Below are 20,289 nucleotides of genomic sequence, written 5' to 3'. Positions count from 1 at the left end.
TGTTATCATTTAATGCTTTAATGCAAGCCAACGAGTGTTTTCTCCTGTAGCCAGCGATTGTTTGTCAGGGGAATTGCATGTCTCAATTATCTTTAATACATTACGCGCATTATCGCCGTTTATTTGTTGCCTTACTCATTGCGTTTCACGAGCCAGGGTTTGCTGAAGACCAGCGTCAAAAGGGGGAGGTCGACGCCTTGCCAGAAGTAAAAGTCACATCCAAAGTCGCCCATGATCAGCCCTCTGAGCAAACCAAGTCATACACTGTAAACGCGACGGCGACCGCCACACGGTTGAATACCAGTCTTCGCGACACCCCACAGTCGATCTCGGTCATTACACGGCAGCTCATGGATGATTTTCGTGCGTTGACCGTGAATGATGCGTTATCGCTGGCGACGGGGGTCCGTGTCGAGCAATTTGAAACAGACCGCAGCGAATATACGGCACGTGGGTTTAACATCACCAACTTTCAAATTGATGGATTAAGTACACCGATCACCTATGGCACGCAATATGGGGACCTGGATGTTGCGCTGTACGACAGGATTGAAGTGTTGCGTGGCGCAAACGGTTTGCTCACTTCTACCGGTAACCCCTCTGCGACCATTAACTTTATTCGCAAGCGTCCGACCAAGGATCTTAAAGCACAGATTAATGCCACGGCTGGCTCGTGGGATAACCGTCGGCTGGATGCGGATGTTTCGGGAGCGCTTAATGCGGATGGCAGTGTACGTGCCCGTTTGGTGATGGCACATCAGGAAAAGAATTCTTATCTGGACCGCTATAGCAATGAGCGCAACGTGGCATATGGTGTGATTGAAGCCGATCTTTCTGACCGTACCAGCGTGGCCGTCGGCCACACCTATCAGCAGAATAACTCTAGTGGTAATAACTGGGGCAGTTTACCGTTGCTATACGCTGATGGAAGTCCTAGACATTATAAACGCTCAGATAGTACTGCCCCCCATTGGAGTTACTGGGATGTAGGCACCAATATCAGCTTCGCTGAAATGACTCATCTGTTTGCCAATGGCTGGAAAGCCAAAGGGCAGTTCACCCACAAGCAGACTGACGCAGATGCAAGACTGCATTACATTTATGGCAACGAAGTGCGTGCGACTGGCTTGGGTCTCTTAAGCTACCCAGGCCGATACCATACCCGTACGGAGGACAATGTCCTCGATTTTTATGCGAATGGTCCGGTCGAGTTGGCCGGTCGCAAACACGAATTGGTTTTTGGAACCACCTTGAGCAAGGCGGATGTGCGCGACTATTCACGTTTTGGTGCCATTGGCACACCGCTGGCAAGCTTTGAGTCTGCTGCAGACTTCCGGCTACCAACCTTTGGGGCAGAGAGCAAAGTCGCTGACTTTTCTACGCGCACCATCAATACCTACACAGCGGCCAGAATCCATGTGACGGATGACCTGAAAGTGACTGCTGGCGGCAGCTTGCTGAGTTATGACTTGCAGGGGATCAGTTACGGTGTTCCGCAGTCAGCAAAAGAAGATAACAAGCTCACGCCTTATTTGGGGGCTGTATACGATGTCAGTGACCAGCATTCAGTCTATGCCAGCTATACCGGCATTTACAAGCCGCAAGCTGAGCTAGGCCGCGACTTCAAAGTCTTGCCGCCTTTGCAGGGCAAGAATTACGAGGCGGGGCTCAAAAGTGAGTGGTTAAATGGCCAGTTAAACAGCACAGTTGCACTCTTCAAAACTGAACAAGAACATTTGCCTCAGCAAGTTGGCACCCAAGGCGCAACCTCGATTTATGAGGGTATAGAGGCGATTAGCAAAGGCTACGAGTTTGATATTGCCGGACAGTTGACGGATCGATTGAGCATGAATGCGGGCTATACGCGCTTGATGAGCCTGAAGAACTCAGACGGCAAAAATGTTAATCCTTACACCCCCAGGCATCAGATGCACGTCGCAGCAATGTATAAAGTGCCTTATGTGGAACACCTCAAGTTAGGGGCCAATCTTTACTGGCAAAGCGAAACGCATGTGGATATCACTTTGCAAAACGTGGGTACTTTCCGCTATCGCCAGGACAGCTATGCCACCCTCAATCTGGTCGCAAATTACAAGATTGACCAGCATTGGGACGCGGCGTTGAATCTGTATAACGTGACTAACGAGAAGTATCTCTCCAGCTTGCGCTATGCCTATGCGGGCCAAGCTTACTATGCTGCCCCAATGAGCGCTTTAGCCACACTTACGTGGCGTTATTAAAACGCCAACCTCTTAGCAATCCGGTATGTTTACTGGCCCCTGACAGGGAGGGGTGCTGAGAGTGTTGAAAATAAAAATCAGATTGATCTTGTTGTTTGCCAGCCATCGAGTTTCGCACTCCAGTAGCCAGCTTTATTTAATGGGAGTGTTGTGTGTCCGTGATTCGATTAAAAACAGTTTATTTGTCGTTGTTGTTAGCCTTGCCGATGTCGGCTGTTTGGGCGCAAGGGGAGGCTGAGAAGACTGCTTCTGCGCCAGCTGCAACAAACACTGATGACGATCAGCAAACTCTGGGTGAAGTTGAGGTATCGACCAGCCGTCGTCAGAGTTTTCACTCAAACACGGTACAGGTCGGTACGTTTAGAGATATGAATCCGCTGGACGTGCCCTTGACCGTGAACACGGTGACGCGTGAGGTGCTGGATGCGCAAGCAACCAACTCATTGTTTGGCGCATTGCGGAACACCGCAGGGGTTTCACGCTCGCAATTGAGTGGCTCGACCTATGACAATATTGCGATCCGAGGCATTCTGGTCGAGAACCGCGGAAACTACCGGCTCAATGGTTCGTTGCCGATTATTAACCTGATTGATACGCCACTAGAAAACAAAGAGCGGGTAGAAGTGCTCAAAGGGGCTTCGTCTCTGTATTACGGCCTGGTGCCGCCCTCTGGCATTATCAACCTGGTGACCAAGCGGGCTGGTAAGGTTGAAAACAAAAGCCTGACGCTGTCTACCAATCAATTTGGCGCGCGTAGCGCTCATGTGGACTATGGCAAGCGTTTTGGCGCTGAACAGCAGTTTGGCGCACGCTTTAACGTGGTCACCGGCAGCGAAGATATCGGCATTGACCATTATGACGGCAGCCGTGGCTTGGTCTCAGCCGCATTGGACTGGCGTGCAAACGACAAGCTGTCTTTCAAGCTGGACCTAGAGCATTACCGCAAAGATGTTTCAGAGCAGGCTGCAATTGTCGTCCCGGCAGCCGTGAACGGTAAGATCACGCTACCACCCGTGCCAGCCGCCACACAAAACCTGGCGGGCAAATGGCAACACTATGATGCTGAAGCAACCAATATGCTGTTCCGTACGGATTATGCCATCAGCGATAACTGGAGTTGGCTGTTTGAAGCTGGCCGCGCCAAGACAGAGCGCGACCGTAACTTTTCACAGTTTCAGAACTTTAACCCGCTTACGGGTGAAGGACAGCTACAGGTTTCGTTTGTGCGTAACCAGGTCTTTACCAACACAAACTTCAGAACCGAATTGCTGGGCTTGCTGGAAACGGGCCCTATCAAGCATCAGCTGACCGTGGGCTATACCAGTAATCAGCGCGAAGGGGTGACCCCCATGTTTGCCAGTACTTCTGTTACTCAGAACTATTTCAACCCCAGAGTCGTTCCTGTGCTTGCCGCGGTCTCTAACAACCGTTCCTCTGACCAGACGATTCTGGATCGTGGGCTGTATGTGTTCGATCAAATGGCACTGACAGATCAATGGACCGTGATGATGGGCGCACGCCAGAGCCGCTACGATACCGAGACCATTGCCACCAATGCGGGCACTGAGACGACGACACGGTTCAACGCTAAAAAAGTGATTCCTTCGGCGGCAGTGATGTACAAGGTTCAGCCTAATATTTCACTGTATGCCAGCTATATAGAAGGCTTTGAGGACAGTGGGCAGGCGCCAGCCAACCGTGCGAATGCAGGTGAATTGCTCAACCCGGCAAAATCCAGACAAAAAGAAATTGGCGTAAAAACCCAAGTGTTTAATCGCTTTTTGCTGCAACTGGCTTATTTTGATATTGAGCGTGCTGCTGCGTTTACCAACCCTGTGACTAATACTTTTAAGATCAATGGTGATGCGAATTATCAAGGTCTGGAGTTTGCAGCCACAGGTGAGTTGACTGATCGACTGTCTGTCGCAGCCTCATTTTTACTCATGGACGCAACCTTGAAAACGCCTGATGCAGCCAGCAATGGTAATACGCCAGAAAATACACCAGAAAAAACAGCCAGCTTGTTTGGCGAGTACCAGATCCCGCAAATCCCTGGCCTGTTTTTGAGTGCTGGTGTGTTTTATAGCGGTAAACAGCAGGTAAACGCATTTAACCAGGCCAGCATCCCAGGCTACACCATCGGGTCAGTGGGGGCGCGCTACAAGACGCTACTTGGCAAGCAAAAAGCAACCTTCCAGGTCGTAGTCGATAATGTCACAGACAAAGATTACTGGAGTACCGCAGGCAACAGCTTATTAGGCGTCGGCCGGCCAAGGACCTTGCAGGCCAATCTGCGCCTGGATTTTTAAGTAGTTACTTTCTTCATATGCTAGCGCTTTGAGACGAAGATCAAAGCGCTAGCCCTTATTAGGCCCACTTTGTGCTAAGGGCCACCGCCAGCTACACGTCAACTCTTTCCCCATGCATGGTCACGGCAGTTTTTTGCTTAGGCCTGAGGATTATTTGTATTTGTACAAATAAATGTTCACGCTATGTTTCATTGATTGTAAAAATGAGAATTGTTATCATTCGTGCTTATTCTATTTTGCAAGCCAACGAGTATTGTTTCCAGTAGCCAGCAACTCACTTAACAAGATTGAATTAGGGAAAAAACATGCCATCCGGCTTTAATAAAAAAACAATGACCTTGGCGCTGTTGATGGCGCTTCCAGCAATTGCGATCGCGGCAGATGACGAGAAAACAGCTGACGCGACCCAGACCATGACCGAAGTGAAGGTCAAAACCCAGCGAATTCAAGATGCGCCAAATAAGGGTTATCAAGCGACCAAAACGCGAGTCGGAAAAACGTGGCAAGATCCGCAAGATGTACCCCAGGCCGTCACGACACTGACCAGGGAATTATTGCATGATCAGCAAGTTGGCTCTTTGCGTGAAGCCTTGCGTAATGTGGTTGGTTTGTCAGTGAACGCGGCTGAAGGGGGGCGATCTGGCGATAACTTTAACCTGCGCGGTTTTTACACATTTGGCGATATTTATCTGGATAACATGCGCGATACCGCGCAGTACAACCGTGAAACGTTTAACTTAGAGCAAGTAGATATATTAAGAGGTTCTGCCGCGATGTTGTTTGGCCGCGGGCAGGCGGGTGGTGTCATCAATCAGGTCACCAAAATGGCTGAATTAAATGATAAAAATACCGTGACAGGGAGCGTGGGTAATTATGCTTATCATCAAGAGACTGGCGACTTTAATAAGAAATTGACAGACACTGCCGCGATTCGGGTGAATGTCATGGACCGACATGAAGAAACCTATCGTAAAAATCCGGCAAATGGAGATCATCCGGAGTTTGACCGACAGGGGATTGCTGTAAGTTTTGGGGCCGGCATAGGTACTGAAAATGAGGTCTTCTTGAACCATCAATATTTGCGAACTCGAGATGTCCAGGATTATGGCATTTCTTTTGTGAACCAGCGCCCTATTAATACAATGATTACTGGGGCTAAAGTAGACGATAAAACTTTCTACGGAAGTAGTAATAATTTTGACAATAGTGATACCAATATTACCACCGCTATTTTTACTCACAAATTTACTGAAGACACCCAATGGCGCACTCAATTAAGACATGGGGATTATGAACGCGCATATTGGGCAAAAACGCCAAGTGCGACGCAATTGCCAACTGCGAATCAAAGTGCTGGTGGTAACGTCACAAGGACTCAGTCGTATCAAACTTATAACCTTCAATCAGACTTTACTACTAAGTTTGATTTAGCTGGAATGCAGCACTCCATATTAAGTGGTGTTGAGTATCTACATGAACACTCATATAGAAACTCATTACAACCGATTAATCCCAGTACAGGACTTCCATACCTGCAGACGGGTAATGCGTTGAATAACGCGATTGCTGCTAATGGTGTGTCATATTCAAGTGGTTTTGAGTCTATCAACGCATCGCCTGCGAAGTTTTCGGGGGACAATTATGCTGCGTTTGTACAGGATAGTATTGAATTTATACCGCACTGGACATTATTAGGCGGGATTCGGCGAGATGTTCTGGATGCAACCTATAATACTTCCACGTCTCCTAGCTTGCATTACGGACAAAACAGTTACCGTAGCGGCCTGTCCTGGCAGCCTAACCCAGATAGACATTACTATGTGACATATAGTAACTCCTTTAGCCCTACCGCTGATCTTTACCAGTTGACCACAGTCACCCAGCCACCTGAACGCAGCCGTACTTTAGAGGTTGGGTCCAAATGGCTATTTCTGGATGGAGATTTGTCTTTCCGCACTGCACTATATACAACCACCAAAGATTGGGAACGTAATACAGACATCAATACGATCGGGAATAATCCTATTTTGACTAAGCGTCGCCGTACGAATGGTCTTGAGTTCGAGATGGCGGGCAAGATGACTGATAACTGGGATGTGTTTGCCGGTGTTGCATTTATGCATGCTTACATCATTGATCCTGCTGTCAATATCAGTACCACTGGTGTGACGACATTTGCAGATCCGCGTTTGGCTGGACAAGCGGCACGTAATACACCAAAAACCACCTTTAACTTGTGGACGACCTACGACTGGCAGAATGGTTGGAAAGTGGGTGGTGGAGTCGAAGCAAAATCAGATCGTTATGGATATAATCCAACCCAAACAACGAGCTCTGCATTTGTAAATGGCCAATTCAAGCCCAACACTGCACCTGGCTATGCGCGCGTCGACGCCATGGTGGCCTACGAACAACCCAAATGGGCGGTGCGTTTAAATATCAAGAACTTGCTGGATAAAACCTATTATGATGCGATTTATGATAACGGTGCTTTCTTGACGCCAGGTAACCGTCGTCAAGCGATTGCTACGGCTGAGTACAAGTTCTAGGAGTTAATTTGCTGTTAAGTTTACCGGGGGTTTTGCTTGAAGAAGAGCTGCATACTATCCGTGCCTTGCTGAAGCAGGCGCAATGGGTGGATGGCCGCACAACCGCCGGTATTCAGGCAGCAAGCGTTAAAAACAACCAGCAGCTGGCCGAAGATGACCCGTTGCTGGCACAAATCCGCAGGATCGTGTTGCAGGCATTGCAGCGCGATCCTTTATTTTTTTCGGCCGCTTTGCCAGACAAAATCTTGCCGCCTTTTGTGAATCGTTATGCGGGTGAGACCAATGCCTATGGATTTCACGTCGATAGTGCCATGCGTCATATGCCGGATGGCAGTGCGCGGGTACGGGCAGATGTCTCAGCTACCTTGTTTTTTAACGACCCGGATGAATATGAAGGCGGTGAGCTGGTGGTGCAGGATGTGTTTGGTGATCAGCGCATCAAGCTCAAAGCGGGTGCTATCGTCATTTATCCTTCCAGCTCGGTGCATGCGGTGACGCCGGTCACGCGTGGTGAGCGCTTGGCTAGCTTTATGTTTATTCAGAGCATGGTGCGCGACGCCGCGCAACGGCGCATGCTATTTGATATGGATATGGCCTTGGTCCGCTTGCGACAGCAACAAGGGGAAACGCCAGAAGTGGTGCAGTTAACCGGCATTTACCATAACCTGTTGCGCCAGTGGGCGCTCTAAGCGAATGCAGTCCTTACCTTTGCTCTCCTGTTTTGCCCAGCAAGCGCAAGCCAAATTGCCCGCTGATGTCTGGCATTATTTGCAGTCAGATGCCGGGAACGGGTTGCAATTGCAGGTCAACGAAGCTGGTTGGCAAAGCAAGAAAGTTTGCCCACGTCCACTCCAACCCCTCCATCAACCGAACACAAGGTGTAGCATTTTTGGCGAGCAATGGGCGCATCCCATCCTGCTGGCGCCAGTGGCTTATCAGCGCTTGTTTCATGCCGATGGCGAGATTGGCACCGCTGTCGCTTGCAATGCCCAGCAGGGGCAGATGATGGTGAGCAGTCTGGCCAGTCAAGCCGTGAGCGAGATTGTGACGCAGGCGCAACAACCGCTCTGGTTTCAGCTCTATTGGCAAGGCGATCGTGAACGTACCCAAGCGTTATTGCATAAAGCCGTGGCAGCTGGTATCAGCGCAGTCGTGTTTACTGTCGATGCGCCAGTCAAGCAAGCTTTGATCGATTTACCCGAGGGCATTTCCGCGGTCAACCTGGCGCAGCCATTGGCGATGCGACCCTTGCAAACAGGCCAAAGCGCGGTGTTCGATGGCTGGATGACGCAGGCGCCGACTTGGGAGGATGTGGCCTGGCTCAGGCAGCAAGTGAACCTCCCCTTGCTACTGAAAGGTCTGATGCATGTAGAGGATGCCCGGCGGGCGGTGGAATGCGGCTGTGACGGCGTAGTCATTTCCAATCACGGTGGCCGCGTGCTTGATAGCACTCCGTCTGTGGCGGCAGTGCTGCCAACGATCGTGGCTGCCGTGGGTAGCCAATGCAAAATCCTGGTGGATAGTGGTGTCCGCTCCGGGCAAGATGTGTTTAAAGCGCTGGCGATGGGCGCCGATGCCGTTTGTATTGGTCGCCCTTACATCTGGGGCCTGTCTGCAGAAGGCGCCATTGGCGTGGCAAAAGTGATCCGCACTCTGCGCGATGAGCTGGAAATGACCATGGCGTTGACCGGCGTTTCGAATTTGGCAGAGCTGCGCCAGGTAGAATTGTTTGAATCATGAAAAGGAAGTTTTGATGAAAAAAATTGGTTTTTCACTCTTGTTGGCAATTGGCCTGCTGCATGCACAAGCTGCGTTGGCCGCGGCGGATTGCAAATCCTATCCAAAAGAGGAGTGGGCTTCAGAAAATACCCTTAAAGAAGCACTGGAAGCAGAAGGCTATACCATCAAAAAATTTAAAGTAGACGGTAATTGTTATGAAATTTATGGCCGCAACAAAGAGGGCAAAAAGGTTGAGATTTACTTCGACATGAAAACCCTGGCGATCGTCAAAGCCATCGGCTTGAAAGACTAAGTGGCGAGATGTTGCAGCCATCCGCAATGCTTTGGCCCTGGTGGGTGCGTCTGAGTCACTGGCTGGTGGCAGCCGGGGTGATGGCATTGTGGCTGATGAGCCATGTCTGGTATGAAACGGATGCGCTGCATCGCATGGTTGGCTACGCTGTGCTGGCAATCATTTTGATCCGCATCTTGGCCGGGTGTTTTAGCGCATACCCAAGTGCGTGCTTTCATCTGCCCGGCCTGCGTGACATCCGCTTGCACATTGCAGATGTGCGTCAAGCAACCCTGCCTGTGCATGCCGGGCACAATCCGCTAGGCCAATGGGCCGTGTATGTCATCTGGATGCTAATTGCCTTGCTGGCGCTGACTGGCTGGTTAAGCCGCACCGATGCCTTTTGGGGCGAAGAGGGGCCGGTTGTGATTCATGCGCTGTTGAGTTGGGTACTGATGGCCGTGATTGCATTGCATATTGTTGCGGTGATCTGGATTGGACGCTTGTCCAAGCAGCATTTAGTGCGGCAAATGTGGCATGGCCGCATTCACTTACGCAAATAAGCGGGCCTTGCGTTTTTAATCTACTTCAATCGGTGGGGCAACCTTGAGCACTTCGTCTACGGTTGTCAGGCCTGCCGCAATTTTCTCAGCACCGTTTAACATCAAAGGTTGCATCCCCGCTTGCGTGGCGGCTTGTCTGAGCTGGATCAAATCGGTTTCAGACGTAATCAGTTTGCGTAAGGTCGGTGTGAGTGTCAGCATCTCATAAATGCCGGTACGACCACGATAACCCGTGTTGCGGCACTCCTTACAGCCCACGGCTTTCATGGTTTTTGCCGGTTTGGCGGCCTTGAACGGGCGCGTAACGCTGGCCCATTCTGCGTCAGAAATGGTGGCTTCTGTTTTGCAATGCGGGCACAAGGTGCGCACCAGCCGCTGCGCCATAATCCCCAGCAGGCTGGAATGTATCAGGTAGGCCGGCACGCCTAAATCCAGCAAGCGCGTGACAGCCGATGGCGCATCGTTGGTGTGCAGCGTGGATAGTACCAGGTGGCCGGTCAGTGCGGCCTGAATCGCCATATCGGCAGTTTCCTGATCGCGGATCTCGCCGACCATGATAATGTCGGGGTCCTGGCGCATCAGCGTGCGTATGCCTTCGGCAAAGCCCAGGCCGATATTCTGTGTCACCTGCATCTGGTTAAAGGCCGGCTCTATCATCTCAATCGGATCTTCTACCGTACATACATTGACTTCATCGGTCGCCAATTGCTTGAGTGTGGTATACAGCGTGGTGGTTTTGCCTGAGCCGGTTGGCCCGGTGACCAGAATGATGCCGTTAGGCTGGTGTGTCCACTGCGCCCATTGCTCGCCCTGGCGCTTGGAAAAACCGAGTAACTGAAAATCCTGTACCAGCACGTCCGGCTTGAAAATCCGCATCACCAGTTTTTCGCCAAACGCGGTCGGCATGGTCGATAAGCGTAATTCAACCTCCTTGCCATCAGTGTCTACGGTTTTGACACGACCATCCTGCGGGCGGCGTTTTTCCACCATGTCCATCCGCCCCAGCAGCTTGATGCGGCTGGTAATCGCATTCATGATATTGCTCGGTAGCTGATACACCTGATGCAAGACGCCGTCGATGCGAAAGCGCATCAAGCCCAGATTGCGGCGCGGTTCGAGGTGGATATCGCTGGCGCGCTGTTCAAACGCATATTTAAACAACCAGTCGACAATGCTCACCACATGCTGTTCATTCGCATCCAGTTGGCGGTCTTTGCCCAGCTCAATCAACTGTTCAAAATTTTGTACGCCGACAATTTGCCCGGCCTTGGCGGCATTGGCAGATTGAATCGCTGCAGAAAGCTGATACACCTCGGGCAAATACCGCTGCAAGTCCAGCGGATTCACCATCACCACTTCAATGCGCAACTTCAGCATACGCTCCAGATCATGCAGCCAGGTCTGGTGGAACGGATCGGCCGTCGCAATTGTGGCTACGCCATTCCTGACCGTAATCGGCATGATGCGCAGGCGCTCGGCATAGGCTTGCGACACAATTTGCGCCGCGGCACTAAAGTCCAGTTTTAGGGGGTCGATTTGATAATAAGGCACTGCAGCCTGCTCTGCCACAAAGCGGCTCAGGGCCTCTACAGTCAATAATTGATTGGGGTTTTGTAAATCCGGCCATTTTTGCTCGGCCACAATCACAACCGGATGAATTTTGGAGCTGTCCCGCTTGCGATCTTTATAAAGCTTTTCAGCCTGGACTTTATCTGCATGCCCATGAGCAACCAGCATGCGTAACAAATCCGAGAGTCGCAGGCTCTCTATGGTTTTGGGCGAGGAAACGGGGATTGGACTATTCATGTCACATGCTGGCTAGACTAGCTGCAAATGATGCAAGAGTCATGCCATCAGGAGGTGGCAGAAATGGTCACATTGGATAGATTTAGAATATGGCTAGGTAAGATTTTTTTATGTGTTTTATGATGAAAGTAGATTTTTTTCGCCTCTCGGCGAGTTACTTTCTGGTGCTTGTCCCCCGGAAAGTAACCAAAACTAACGAAGCGTTGCGGCGTAGGCTAACCTTCAGGTTAAGCCAACTCGTGGCGGCCGTAGCCAAAGAGGAGGATACCCAGCCATCACGGCCTTCGGCTCCCTTGCGTTTTGTGCAAGCCGCTAGGGCGAGTTTCGATGGCCGCCCGGCAAACCGAGTAGCATAGGAAAGAAGCGGAAGCTGGGGTGTCTTGTTCTTTGCCTTCTTTATTATGGACAAGCATAAGAAAGAATGGTCGCCGTAAAGGCGAAACAAATCGCTATTCAAACCAGCTCATGTTTCAGGTTTAAATCTATTTGTTCGAGCAAGTAAATAATAAAGTTACTCGCTTGAGCCAGTAAGCTGAGGCTATAAAAGGTCTAAGCATCGGATTGCTACAGCAATACTCGTCAAACAATAACTTTTTACTGCGTTATTTAAATCGTCTGCGCGGATGTTCTATCACTTCATCTGTATCCGCATACTCAAATCCACCGCCTGAATATTTTTAGTCAGTGCGCCAATCGAAATCCGGTCTACGCCTGTTTCCGCAATCGCTCTAACCGTCGTTAAATCCACATTGCCCGATGCTTCCAGCAAGGCTTGCTTTTGATTGATTGCGACAGCTTTACGCAGGTCTTCCAGCGTGAAATTATCGAGCAAGATACTGGTGGCGCCGGCATCTAGCGCTTGCTGCAATTCATCCAGTGTTTCCACTTCGATCTGGATATTATCCGTGCTGCGCATGGCGAAGGCGGCGTCAAGCACGGCGGCAATCGAGCCTGCGGCGGCGATATGGTTTTCTTTGATCAGGATACCGTCGTACAAGGCCAGCCGTTGGTTGGCGCCACCGCCAGCGAGCACGGCATATTTTTGTGCCAGGCGCATGCCAGGCAGGGTTTTACGTGTATCGAGGATTTGCGCTGGCAAACCGACAATGGCGTCCACATAGCGGCGGGTATGTGTGGCTACGGCAGAAAGCGTTTGCAAAAAATTGAGGGCCGGGCGTTCGGCACTGAGCATGGCGCGTGCGTCGCCATGAATATGGACCAGCGCTTGATTGGGGACGACGCGGTCACCGTCTTTTACCAGCCATTCGAGCTGGATGCTGCGATCCAACTGCGCAAAGCACTGTTGCGCCCAGGCGCAGCCGCAGAGAATGGCAGCCTCACGGCTGATAATGGTCGCGCGGGCCTGGGTGCCGGCAGGGATCAGTGCAGCGGTCAGGTCGCCTTTGCCCAGGTCTTCTGCCAGGGCCGATTGCACTTGCGCCGCTATCAGATCGGCATTTAAGTAGTCGGGCAAGTGTTGGTAAAGTGATGCAGTGGTCATGAGCAGCTCAGTCAATTTAAAATTTATGCAGATGAGCGTTCTAAGCCCATGGCAAAAGCTATTATAATAAAAGCACCCCAAGACCAGCGAGTTTTGTACCATCGTATTGCGTCATGGGGTATTTTTTCGGTAAAAGTACTCTTCAATCCGGCTCACATCACACTATGCAGCTTTTATATACGGTTAACAGTCCCTATGCACGTAAAGTGCGTATCGTCGCCATTGAAAAACATATTGACCTGACTTTGACGGAGGTCGTGCTGTCTGCGCCGGATTGTCCCGTGAGCCAGCACAACCCGTTGGGTAAGGTTCCTGTGCTGGTGCTGGATGATGGCGATGCCTTGTATGATTCACGCGTGATTGTCGAGTATCTGGATCATCGCACGCCGGTGGCCCACCTGATTCCGCAAGACCACTCAGCCAAAATCAAGGTCCGTCGCTGGGAGTCACTTGCCGATGGTGTGTGTGATGCTGCCGTGGCGGTGATCTTGGAACAACGCAAGCCAGAGGTGCAGCAGTCTGCACCATGGATAGAAAAGCAATTTGCCAAGGTGACGGCTGGCCTTACCGTGCTTGATAACGACTTGCTAAAGAAAAAGTGGTGTGTCAACGAAACGTTCAGTCTGGCAGACATTGCCCTGGGCACCGCGCTGGGCTACATAGACTTGCGTTTTAAAAATGTGCAATGGGAAGGCAAATACTGGCAAGAGAAGTTTCCTAATCTGGCCAAACATTACGGGGTGCTGGTAAAGCGTCCCAGCTTCAAGCAAACCATGCCACAGCCTTAAGGCACCTTATCTCAGCATTCCGTCCTAAGCTGTCGGGATGCTGTCTTGATTTTCTCCAGTTGATCTTCAGCCGTTCCTTGTGATGCGGCGCTTCCCCCTTGTCTGCCTTCTTTTTCATTCTGCCTTTTGGCCTCACTGCATCTATCCACTTAAGCTTAATCACCGATCGTATTTTTACGTTGCAAAACTAAATGATAATTGTTATCATTTAAGAATACTCAAAAACATGATCAATACATGCTATGCAGGCAATGAATGCATCCGTCAAAAAAAGATTGCTAGAACTGCTGGATGAGCTCATCGCTCATGATGGCTTCGGTAGCATCAAAGTGGATATACGCCTGCTCAAGCGGGGACAGAAAGAAGTCATTATTGATTGCGGCAAGCAGTACCGCTATGTGGTTGATTTTGAGTCCAGGCAGGAGAAGCAAGGCGCCTGACCATGCGTGATTAAAACAACATCACTTTTATTTTTTAATTTCAATTTTATTGCCATGCGCAAAGCGTGGCGATTGAAATACTCAACGGTGTGGGTCCGTGAGACTTCATTTTAAAAAAATGGCGCGATGGCCTTCGAGAGGAAGGGGCACAAGCGCTCGTTGAGGAGAAATAAATCATGAAATTTTCAGCTTTGGCATTCACCTTAGGCATGCTGTTCAATAGTTCCGCGTTTGCGACCCAGGCAGTATGGGACACCGCCAATCCCTGGGGGAGTCTGACACCAGCGAGTTATGCTGAGTGGAACATCTTTAACAGCACCAATGATAATACACCAGATGTCGCTGTGACTGCCGGGATCACCGCTTCTGTGCAAGAAACCACAGGCGGTGCTTTTATCACTGGCGGGGGCAATATTTATAGTTACTCTGGCGCTACGGCATTCACCGCGACCTTGAGCGGTGCCAGCACAGGCCTGTTTGATGTCTATCTGCGTATTGCAACCTTGGGCACCCTGGCCAATAGTTCAGCAACCTTGAATGGCATTACAGCGACTTCTGTGTTGCAGTTCAACGAAGATCAAGGCACCGTGATGGGAGGGGCAACTGCTGAACAAGAGTTGTATTGGAAATGGAGCAATGTCGCCGCTTCCAGCCTGTATACCTTTAAATTCAATGCCAATTCATCCAGTATGAGTTTGGATCAATTGGCATTGGCCGCAGTGTCCGTGCCTACTGTGACACCGGTGCCTGAGCCTGAGGCCTTTAGTCTGATGGGCTTGGGACTGGGTTTGATGGCATTTGTCGCGCGCCGCAACGCAAAAAAACAAGCCTGATTCCCATTCGGCTGACCATGGCAAAGGGGCTGTTTAGCCCCTTTCTTGCGCGCCCACTTATTTTCGTTAAATGAACATCACCGGTTTAAAGCGGGCTCGCACTCTTGCGATCTTCTCCAGTTGCCTGCCTGAAAAAAGCTTCATTCGCGCAAGGTTAACCTTGTCTGTGGGGCTGTGTTGGCTCGCCTGTTTTTTTTGGCCTCACGCCGCCTGGGCTGAGCAGCTCATACCAGACGTGGAGGCAACGGACGTGCAAACGCCCCCTGCGTCTCCAGCACCCACGATAAAACAGCCAGGGGCCGAGGAGGTGGATACGCTGCCTGAGGTCACCATCCAGGAAAAGAAACAAAAAGCGCCCGAGACTGGGATCAATCCAACCTTGCCGGTTACCACCATTACCAGCGAACAATTGCAACGTGCCCAGCCCAGCAATATTTTTGATGCGGTCAGAGCCGTGCCAGGGGTGTCTATCTCTGGCGGACCACGGCCGAGTGGCATGACGTTTGGGATTCGTGGCTACGTGGACAATGAAGACGTGCTGGTGAAAGTGGATGGCGTGCCCAAAGGATTTGAGAAATACCGCATGGGCGGCACGTTTATCGAGCCTGAGTTATTGAAAAGCATAGAAGTACAACGTGGGCCGCAGATTGCGAGTGGCTCAGGTTCATTGGGAGGCACTGTCAATGCGACGACTAAAAATGCTGAAGACTTTTTAAAACCCGGCCAACACTATGGCGGCAAGGCCAAGTTTGGCTATGGCAATAACAGCGATGAATATTCACGTTCCTATCTGCTGTATGCGCGCCCCGATGAACGCGTGGATATTTTGTATAACTATTCCAATCGGCAGGCCAATAATTTGACCTTGGGCGATGGCTCCAAGCTACAAAGTTCTGCGATTGAATCTATTTCACAGTTGCTCAAGGTCAGTGTGTTTCCAACCGAAGACTTGCAGTTGGTGACCTCGGTGGTGAAGTTTGAGGATACCGGGCTGCAACCTTATGATGCGACAGGCGGGCAACCCGGTTTCTTTGGCAATGTGGTGCGTTCGGTGGATGATCTCACCTGGTCAGAGACAGTGAACTACGATCCTCAACACCCGTGGATCAACTTTAAGGGCACTATCGGCGCCGGGCATACGCATTTGCAAGACCTGATTGGGCAAGGTGCGCCGTTCAACTCCACGTTTAATGCCTTGCAAAGGCAGTGTCAGGGTGTCATCAATACGACAAATCCCGCGGATACCACGACTTGCCGCGGCAATTTGACGGATACGTATGAATATAAAACAAACACCGTAGACCTGAGCAACCGGGCAATCTTTGCTGAGAAAGATCTATGGTCTGTTTCGTTACTGACGGGCTATCAATACAACGCCAGCGAACGTGAAATTACACGCTTCTTCGACAATCGGAAGACCGCGTTACAAGCGCTTTATCCCGATGGCTTTAATGCCTCAGCGCCGCCAGGGCGCAAGTCATTTCATGCCGTTTATGTGCAACCAAAGTTTGAGTTCGGCGCATTTTCAGTGATCCCGGGCTATCGCCAGGACCGTTATCAAGTAGAGGCTGATGGAGGGACTTTGGCCTTGCTCGCTCCCTATGGCCAGGCAAGCACCATCAAATTCAAACAAGAGACCTGGAGTCTGGGCCTGGCCTATGATACCTTAGCCAAACAAAACCCCGACAAACTAACCTTTTACAGCAATTACGGGCAAGGCTTCAGGCCGCCCCTGATTGATGAATATTTTACGCAGGGGCCGTTCAGCCGTTGTCGTGCGCAAGTCATGACAACCAAGGGGCCGAAGTCGCAGATTTGTGGGGATTTGTATGTGCCGCAGCGCTCTGAAACCACCGAGGCCGGGGTGAGTTATCAAACACCGCACTTGTTCAATAGCACTATCTGGTTTTCAGGCAAGCTGAATTTTTATCACACCTATACCTCGCATTTGCTGACCTCATTGCGTGAAGATGCCAATGGCAATCTTGCGCAAGATGGTTGGGAGCGCAGAAACGGGGTTGAGGTTGAAAGCTTTCTGCAATATCGCGGGTGGTATCTGCGTAGTGCGTATTCCAGAATCAATGGTGGGATTAATACCGGGCTGGTCAGTGCGCCGTTGTATACCGCGCCAGGCAATGCCTTCAATGTGCAGCTGGGTGCCGTGTTCTCAGAGGCAGTCGATCTGAACCTCAGTTACCGCAAGGTTTCTGACCGGGATATCCTGTTAAGTGGGGATGGCACCACCGCCAGCCCTTACCGGTTTGGGACGCAGGACGGCTATGCAATGTGGAATGCAGGTGCCCGCTGGCAGGCGAGCAAACATGTGACGTTACGACTGATCGGCGAAAATCTCAAAAATACGCTGTATCGCCTGGATGGCACCATGGGCGGCCTGGGTATGTACGGCCCGGGCCGGAATGTGAAATTTCAGGTTGAGCTGAACTACTAGCCAAGATGGGACATTGGCGGTTGACGACTGCTGCTAGAGTGGGCCCAAATCGTCATCGCCCAGCAAATGCAGCTTGTTTTTGTGACGCAAGGTTTGACGCTCGTTCAAGCGTTTTTGTGCGGGGCTCGGGAAGTCGGTAAAGCTGATCAGGTTACGCTCAATCAAAATGCCAATCAGGTCTTCAAGCACGCGCGCGAGCTGAATGTCACTCTCACGGAAGGTGTGGTGCCTTTTGAGTTCGTCATCCAGAAAACACAAATACTCTGTGTCAGTATTATCTATTTCCACCCAGTCCGCAGCCACTTGCGTATCTGGGCTGGCCGCAATAATCGCACCTTGGTTATTTTTTAAGACGTAGGCCATCAGGTGTCATTCCTTGTCACTTGGCAGTGTATTTTGATTAAATGGTGTAAACAAAAGCAATAACCATGCCTCGCGCTTGCGATCTCAACCCGGGTTAAAGCGCACCCGTGATGATGCCGCCGCCCAGACAGACGTTGCTTTCGTAAACGACCACACTTTGCCCCGGTGTGATGGCCCATTGATGCTGACCAAAGCGAATGGTCGCTTCTTCTGCATTCACCGCATCGACCTCGCAAGGTGCATCCGGCTGGCGATAACGGGTTTTCGCCGCATATACCCAGTTGGTACGCGGCTCTTCGCCACTAATCCAGTGCAGTTGTCCTGCTTTCAGCCCGTCGGATTTCAGAAGCGGGTGATCATGCCCTTGTACCACAATCAGCTCGTTATCGGCCATATGCTTGGCGGCGACAAACCACGGCTCGCCATTGCTTTCACGGCTGCCGCCTATCTTAAGCCCCTGGCGCTGACCAATGGTGTAATACATCAAGCCTTCATGCTCGCCAACCACTTTGCCTTCGGGTGTACGCATCACGCCAGGATGACGCGGCAGGTAGCGCTGTAAAAACTCCTGAAACGGCCGCTCGCCAATAAAGCAGATACCAGTTGAATCCTTTTTCTCGGCATTGGCCAGGCCATGTTCACGCGCGATTTCGCGTACTTCACGCTTGAGGTATTTGCCTAACGGAAACAGCGTTTTTGACAACTGCGCCTGATTCAGGCGTGACAAAAAGTAACTCTGGTCTTTGCTGCCATCATCGGCTTTAAGCAGTTGAAAATTGCCTGGCTGGATCGGGTTTTCACGCACTTGAGCATAATGTCCCGTGGCGATTAAGTCTGCGCCCATACCCATGGCATGGTCCAAAAACGCCTTGAACTTGATCTCGGCGTTACACAAAATATCCGGGTTAGGCGTACGGCCCGCCTGATACTCCTGTAAAAAGTTAGCGAACACTCGCTCTTTATACTCGGCGCTAAAATTCACGGTTTCAATGTCAATACCAATTCTATCGGCCGCAGAAACCGCATCAATCAGGTCCTGGCGAGAAGAGCAATACTCATCCGTATCATCGTCTTCCCAGTTCTTCATGAATAAACCGGTGACCTCATAGCCTTGCTGTTTCAACAACAAAGCGGTCACGGAGGAATCAACGCCGCCGGACAACCCGACGATCACATGTGGCTTACTCATAATGCTTGGCCCAAATGCTTCAAAATGTCTAAAGAATAACGTTTACCCGCCAGGTAATCCTGCACACACAACAGCACTTGCGGGCTGCGCATCAACTCGCCTTCGGCCGCAATCTCGGCTTCAGTTTTCCATACGGTGCGAATAATGCCATCGTCTAATGCTTGCTCCGGATAATGTGCACCCAATTTGCCGGTAAAGGCAAAACGCAAGTAGGTAATGCCATTGAGCGGATGCTGCCAGTGGTAAATGCCCACCAGTGCCTCAGGGGTGAAATCATAAGCCGTCTCTTCCAGCGTCTCACGAATCGCAGCTGCAATAATCGTTTCACCTTCTTCCAGATGCCCAGCCGGCTGGTTAAACCTGTTACCGCGGTCTGTGGTTTCTTCTACCAGCAAAAATTTGCCATCTTTTTCAATGATGGCTGCAACGGTGACGTTAGGTTTCCACTGCAGGGAAGATTTGGATGGATTTGAAACGGTGGAATTCAAGATTTGCGGGTTTCGTTAAAAACGCTATTTTACCGCTAAGTGATTGATTGGGGGAGGCTTAATTTACCCCGCCTTGGCACTATGCGGCAGTGATCAGTTGTGGAAACAGGCCAGACAAGCCATGCGCAATAAACTCAACAGCCATGGCGGCCAGAATCAAACCCATCAGGCGGGTGACAATATTGATACCGGTTTTACCCAAGTAGTGCGTAATGCCATCTGCGAGTTGTAACAGGCCCCAGATGAACAACGAAATCAGCGCAATCGGAACCACCAGGCTAAGGTGCCCCCAAAAGCCGGGGTGCTGTTGCGCAGTCAGGATCATGCTCGAGATGGCACCTGGGCCAGCTAATAATGGAATGCTGAGCGGTACAATGGCGATAACTTCACGCTCAGCCATGTCATGAGCTTCTTCGGGAGTTTGGCGCGTAGCACTCTGTTTGCCATGCATCATGGAGATAGAAATTAGCAGTAATAAAATACCGCCTCCCACCTGGAATGAGGGGATGGTGATGCCAAAAAAGTCGAGAATTTTGTCACCGATAAAGGCGGAGACGCATAAGACTATCATTACGGTGATAGCCACTGTACGAGCGGTACGTGCTCGCTCAGCTTTGCTCCAGCCACTTGTGGCGCTGATAAAAATAGGCAGGCAGCCGATGGGGTTAACGATGGCGATCAGGGCGATGGCGACTTTGAGCAGATATGCGTATTCGGTCATGCTGTTTCAGACTCCCAATCGTGCGGCTGGTTGCGTGGT

17 protein-coding genes are annotated in these 20,289 nt (G+C 50.8%); 11 read left to right on the top strand and 6 right to left on the bottom strand.

Annotated elements, in window-relative coordinates:
• Window positions 1-77 precede the first annotated feature (77 nt).
• From ACT53C_RS05490 to ACT53C_RS05460, 7 genes are all read left to right on the top strand, one after another.
• Window positions 78-2,240 carry a TonB-dependent siderophore receptor gene (locus ACT53C_RS05490; protein ID WP_476145200.1) on the top strand — a complete coding sequence of 721 codons (2,163 nt, stop codon included), beginning with the start codon at window positions 78-80 and terminating at the stop codon, window positions 2,238-2,240.
• Between the two features lie 182 nt (window positions 2,241-2,422).
• On the top strand, window positions 2,423-4,549 hold the full coding sequence (locus ACT53C_RS05485; RefSeq protein WP_476145199.1) for a TonB-dependent siderophore receptor: 2,127 nt from the start codon (window positions 2,423-2,425) through the stop codon (window positions 4,547-4,549).
• Between the two features lie 305 nt (window positions 4,550-4,854).
• Window positions 4,855-7,098 (top strand): TonB-dependent receptor, encoded by a 2,244-nt coding sequence (locus ACT53C_RS05480; RefSeq protein WP_476145198.1) that lies wholly within the window; start codon window positions 4,855-4,857, stop codon window positions 7,096-7,098.
• An 8-nt stretch (window positions 7,099-7,106) separates the two neighbouring features.
• Complete coding sequence (locus ACT53C_RS05475; RefSeq protein WP_275356606.1) at window positions 7,107-7,787, top strand: Fe2+-dependent dioxygenase; 681 nt, start codon at window positions 7,107-7,109, stop codon at window positions 7,785-7,787.
• 4 nt (window positions 7,788-7,791) lie between these two features.
• Complete coding sequence (locus tag ACT53C_RS05470; RefSeq protein WP_476145197.1) at window positions 7,792-8,838, top strand: alpha-hydroxy acid oxidase; 1,047 nt, start codon at window positions 7,792-7,794, stop codon at window positions 8,836-8,838.
• Between the two features lie 13 nt (window positions 8,839-8,851).
• Entirely contained in the window at window positions 8,852-9,130 is a 279-nt protein-coding gene (locus tag ACT53C_RS05465; RefSeq protein ID WP_476145196.1) for a PepSY domain-containing protein, read from the top strand.
• Window positions 9,131-9,156: 26 nt separating this feature from the next.
• On the top strand, window positions 9,157-9,672 hold the full coding sequence (locus ACT53C_RS05460; RefSeq protein ID WP_476145195.1) for a cytochrome b/b6 domain-containing protein: 516 nt from the start codon (window positions 9,157-9,159) through the stop codon (window positions 9,670-9,672).
• Between the two features lie 15 nt (window positions 9,673-9,687).
• On the opposite strand, the gene tfpB is transcribed toward ACT53C_RS05460, so the two are convergent.
• Entirely contained in the window at window positions 9,688-11,478 is a 1,791-nt protein-coding gene (gene tfpB, locus ACT53C_RS05455) for a type IV pilus assembly ATPase TfpB (protein WP_476145194.1), read from the bottom strand.
• 631 nt (window positions 11,479-12,109) lie between these two features.
• Window positions 12,110-12,979, bottom strand: a complete 870-nt coding sequence (gene nadC, locus ACT53C_RS05450; RefSeq protein WP_476145193.1) for a carboxylating nicotinate-nucleotide diphosphorylase — start codon at window positions 12,977-12,979, stop codon at window positions 12,110-12,112.
• Between the two features lie 164 nt (window positions 12,980-13,143).
• On the opposite strand from nadC, the gene ACT53C_RS05445 reads away from it, so the two are divergent.
• The 4 genes from ACT53C_RS05445 (at window position 13,144) to ACT53C_RS05430 (ending at window position 17,489) form a co-directional block, all read left to right on the top strand.
• Entirely contained in the window at window positions 13,144-13,767 is a 624-nt protein-coding gene (locus ACT53C_RS05445) for a glutathione S-transferase family protein (RefSeq protein ID WP_275356612.1), read from the top strand.
• Window positions 13,768-14,009: 242 nt separating this feature from the next.
• Window positions 14,010-14,207 (top strand): hypothetical protein, encoded by a 198-nt coding sequence (locus ACT53C_RS05440; protein WP_476145192.1) that lies wholly within the window; start codon window positions 14,010-14,012, stop codon window positions 14,205-14,207.
• A 176-nt stretch (window positions 14,208-14,383) separates the two neighbouring features.
• Entirely contained in the window at window positions 14,384-15,040 is a 657-nt protein-coding gene (locus ACT53C_RS05435; protein ID WP_476145191.1) for a PEP-CTERM sorting domain-containing protein, read from the top strand.
• Window positions 15,041-15,290: 250 nt separating this feature from the next.
• Window positions 15,291-17,489, top strand: coding sequence for a TonB-dependent receptor domain-containing protein (locus ACT53C_RS05430; protein ID WP_476145190.1), 2,199 nt, complete (start codon window positions 15,291-15,293; stop codon window positions 17,487-17,489).
• Between the two features lie 33 nt (window positions 17,490-17,522).
• Here the strand turns inward: ACT53C_RS05430 and ACT53C_RS05425 are convergent, their stop codons facing one another.
• The 4 genes from ACT53C_RS05425 to ACT53C_RS05410 all read right to left on the bottom strand — a co-directional run bounded on the left by ACT53C_RS05425 (window position 17,523) and on the right by ACT53C_RS05410 (window position 20,250).
• The gene (locus tag ACT53C_RS05425; RefSeq protein WP_194749265.1) at window positions 17,523-17,852 is read right to left on the bottom strand and encodes a hypothetical protein; all 330 of its coding nucleotides are present in this window, start codon (window positions 17,850-17,852) and stop codon (window positions 17,523-17,525) included.
• Between the two features lie 94 nt (window positions 17,853-17,946).
• On the bottom strand, window positions 17,947-19,041 hold the full coding sequence (mnmA, locus tag ACT53C_RS05420; RefSeq protein WP_313985930.1) for a tRNA 2-thiouridine(34) synthase MnmA: 1,095 nt from the start codon (window positions 19,039-19,041) through the stop codon (window positions 17,947-17,949).
• On the bottom strand, window positions 19,038-19,493 hold the full coding sequence (locus ACT53C_RS05415; protein ID WP_379073765.1) for an NUDIX hydrolase: 456 nt from the start codon (window positions 19,491-19,493) through the stop codon (window positions 19,038-19,040). The genes mnmA and ACT53C_RS05415 overlap by 4 nt, the downstream gene beginning before the upstream one ends.
• Window positions 19,494-19,608: 115 nt before the next feature.
• Window positions 19,609-20,250: a YchE family NAAT transporter gene (locus ACT53C_RS05410; RefSeq protein ID WP_379073488.1), complete on the bottom strand. Its 642-nt coding sequence runs from the start codon at window positions 20,248-20,250 to the stop codon at window positions 19,609-19,611.
• Window positions 20,251-20,289 lie beyond the last annotated feature (39 nt).

This window comes from Methylophilus sp. DMC14 (genome assembly GCF_056314085.1).
The sequence above is the reverse complement of the archived record's forward strand: the minus strand, read 5'-3'. Positions and strand labels throughout refer to the sequence as shown.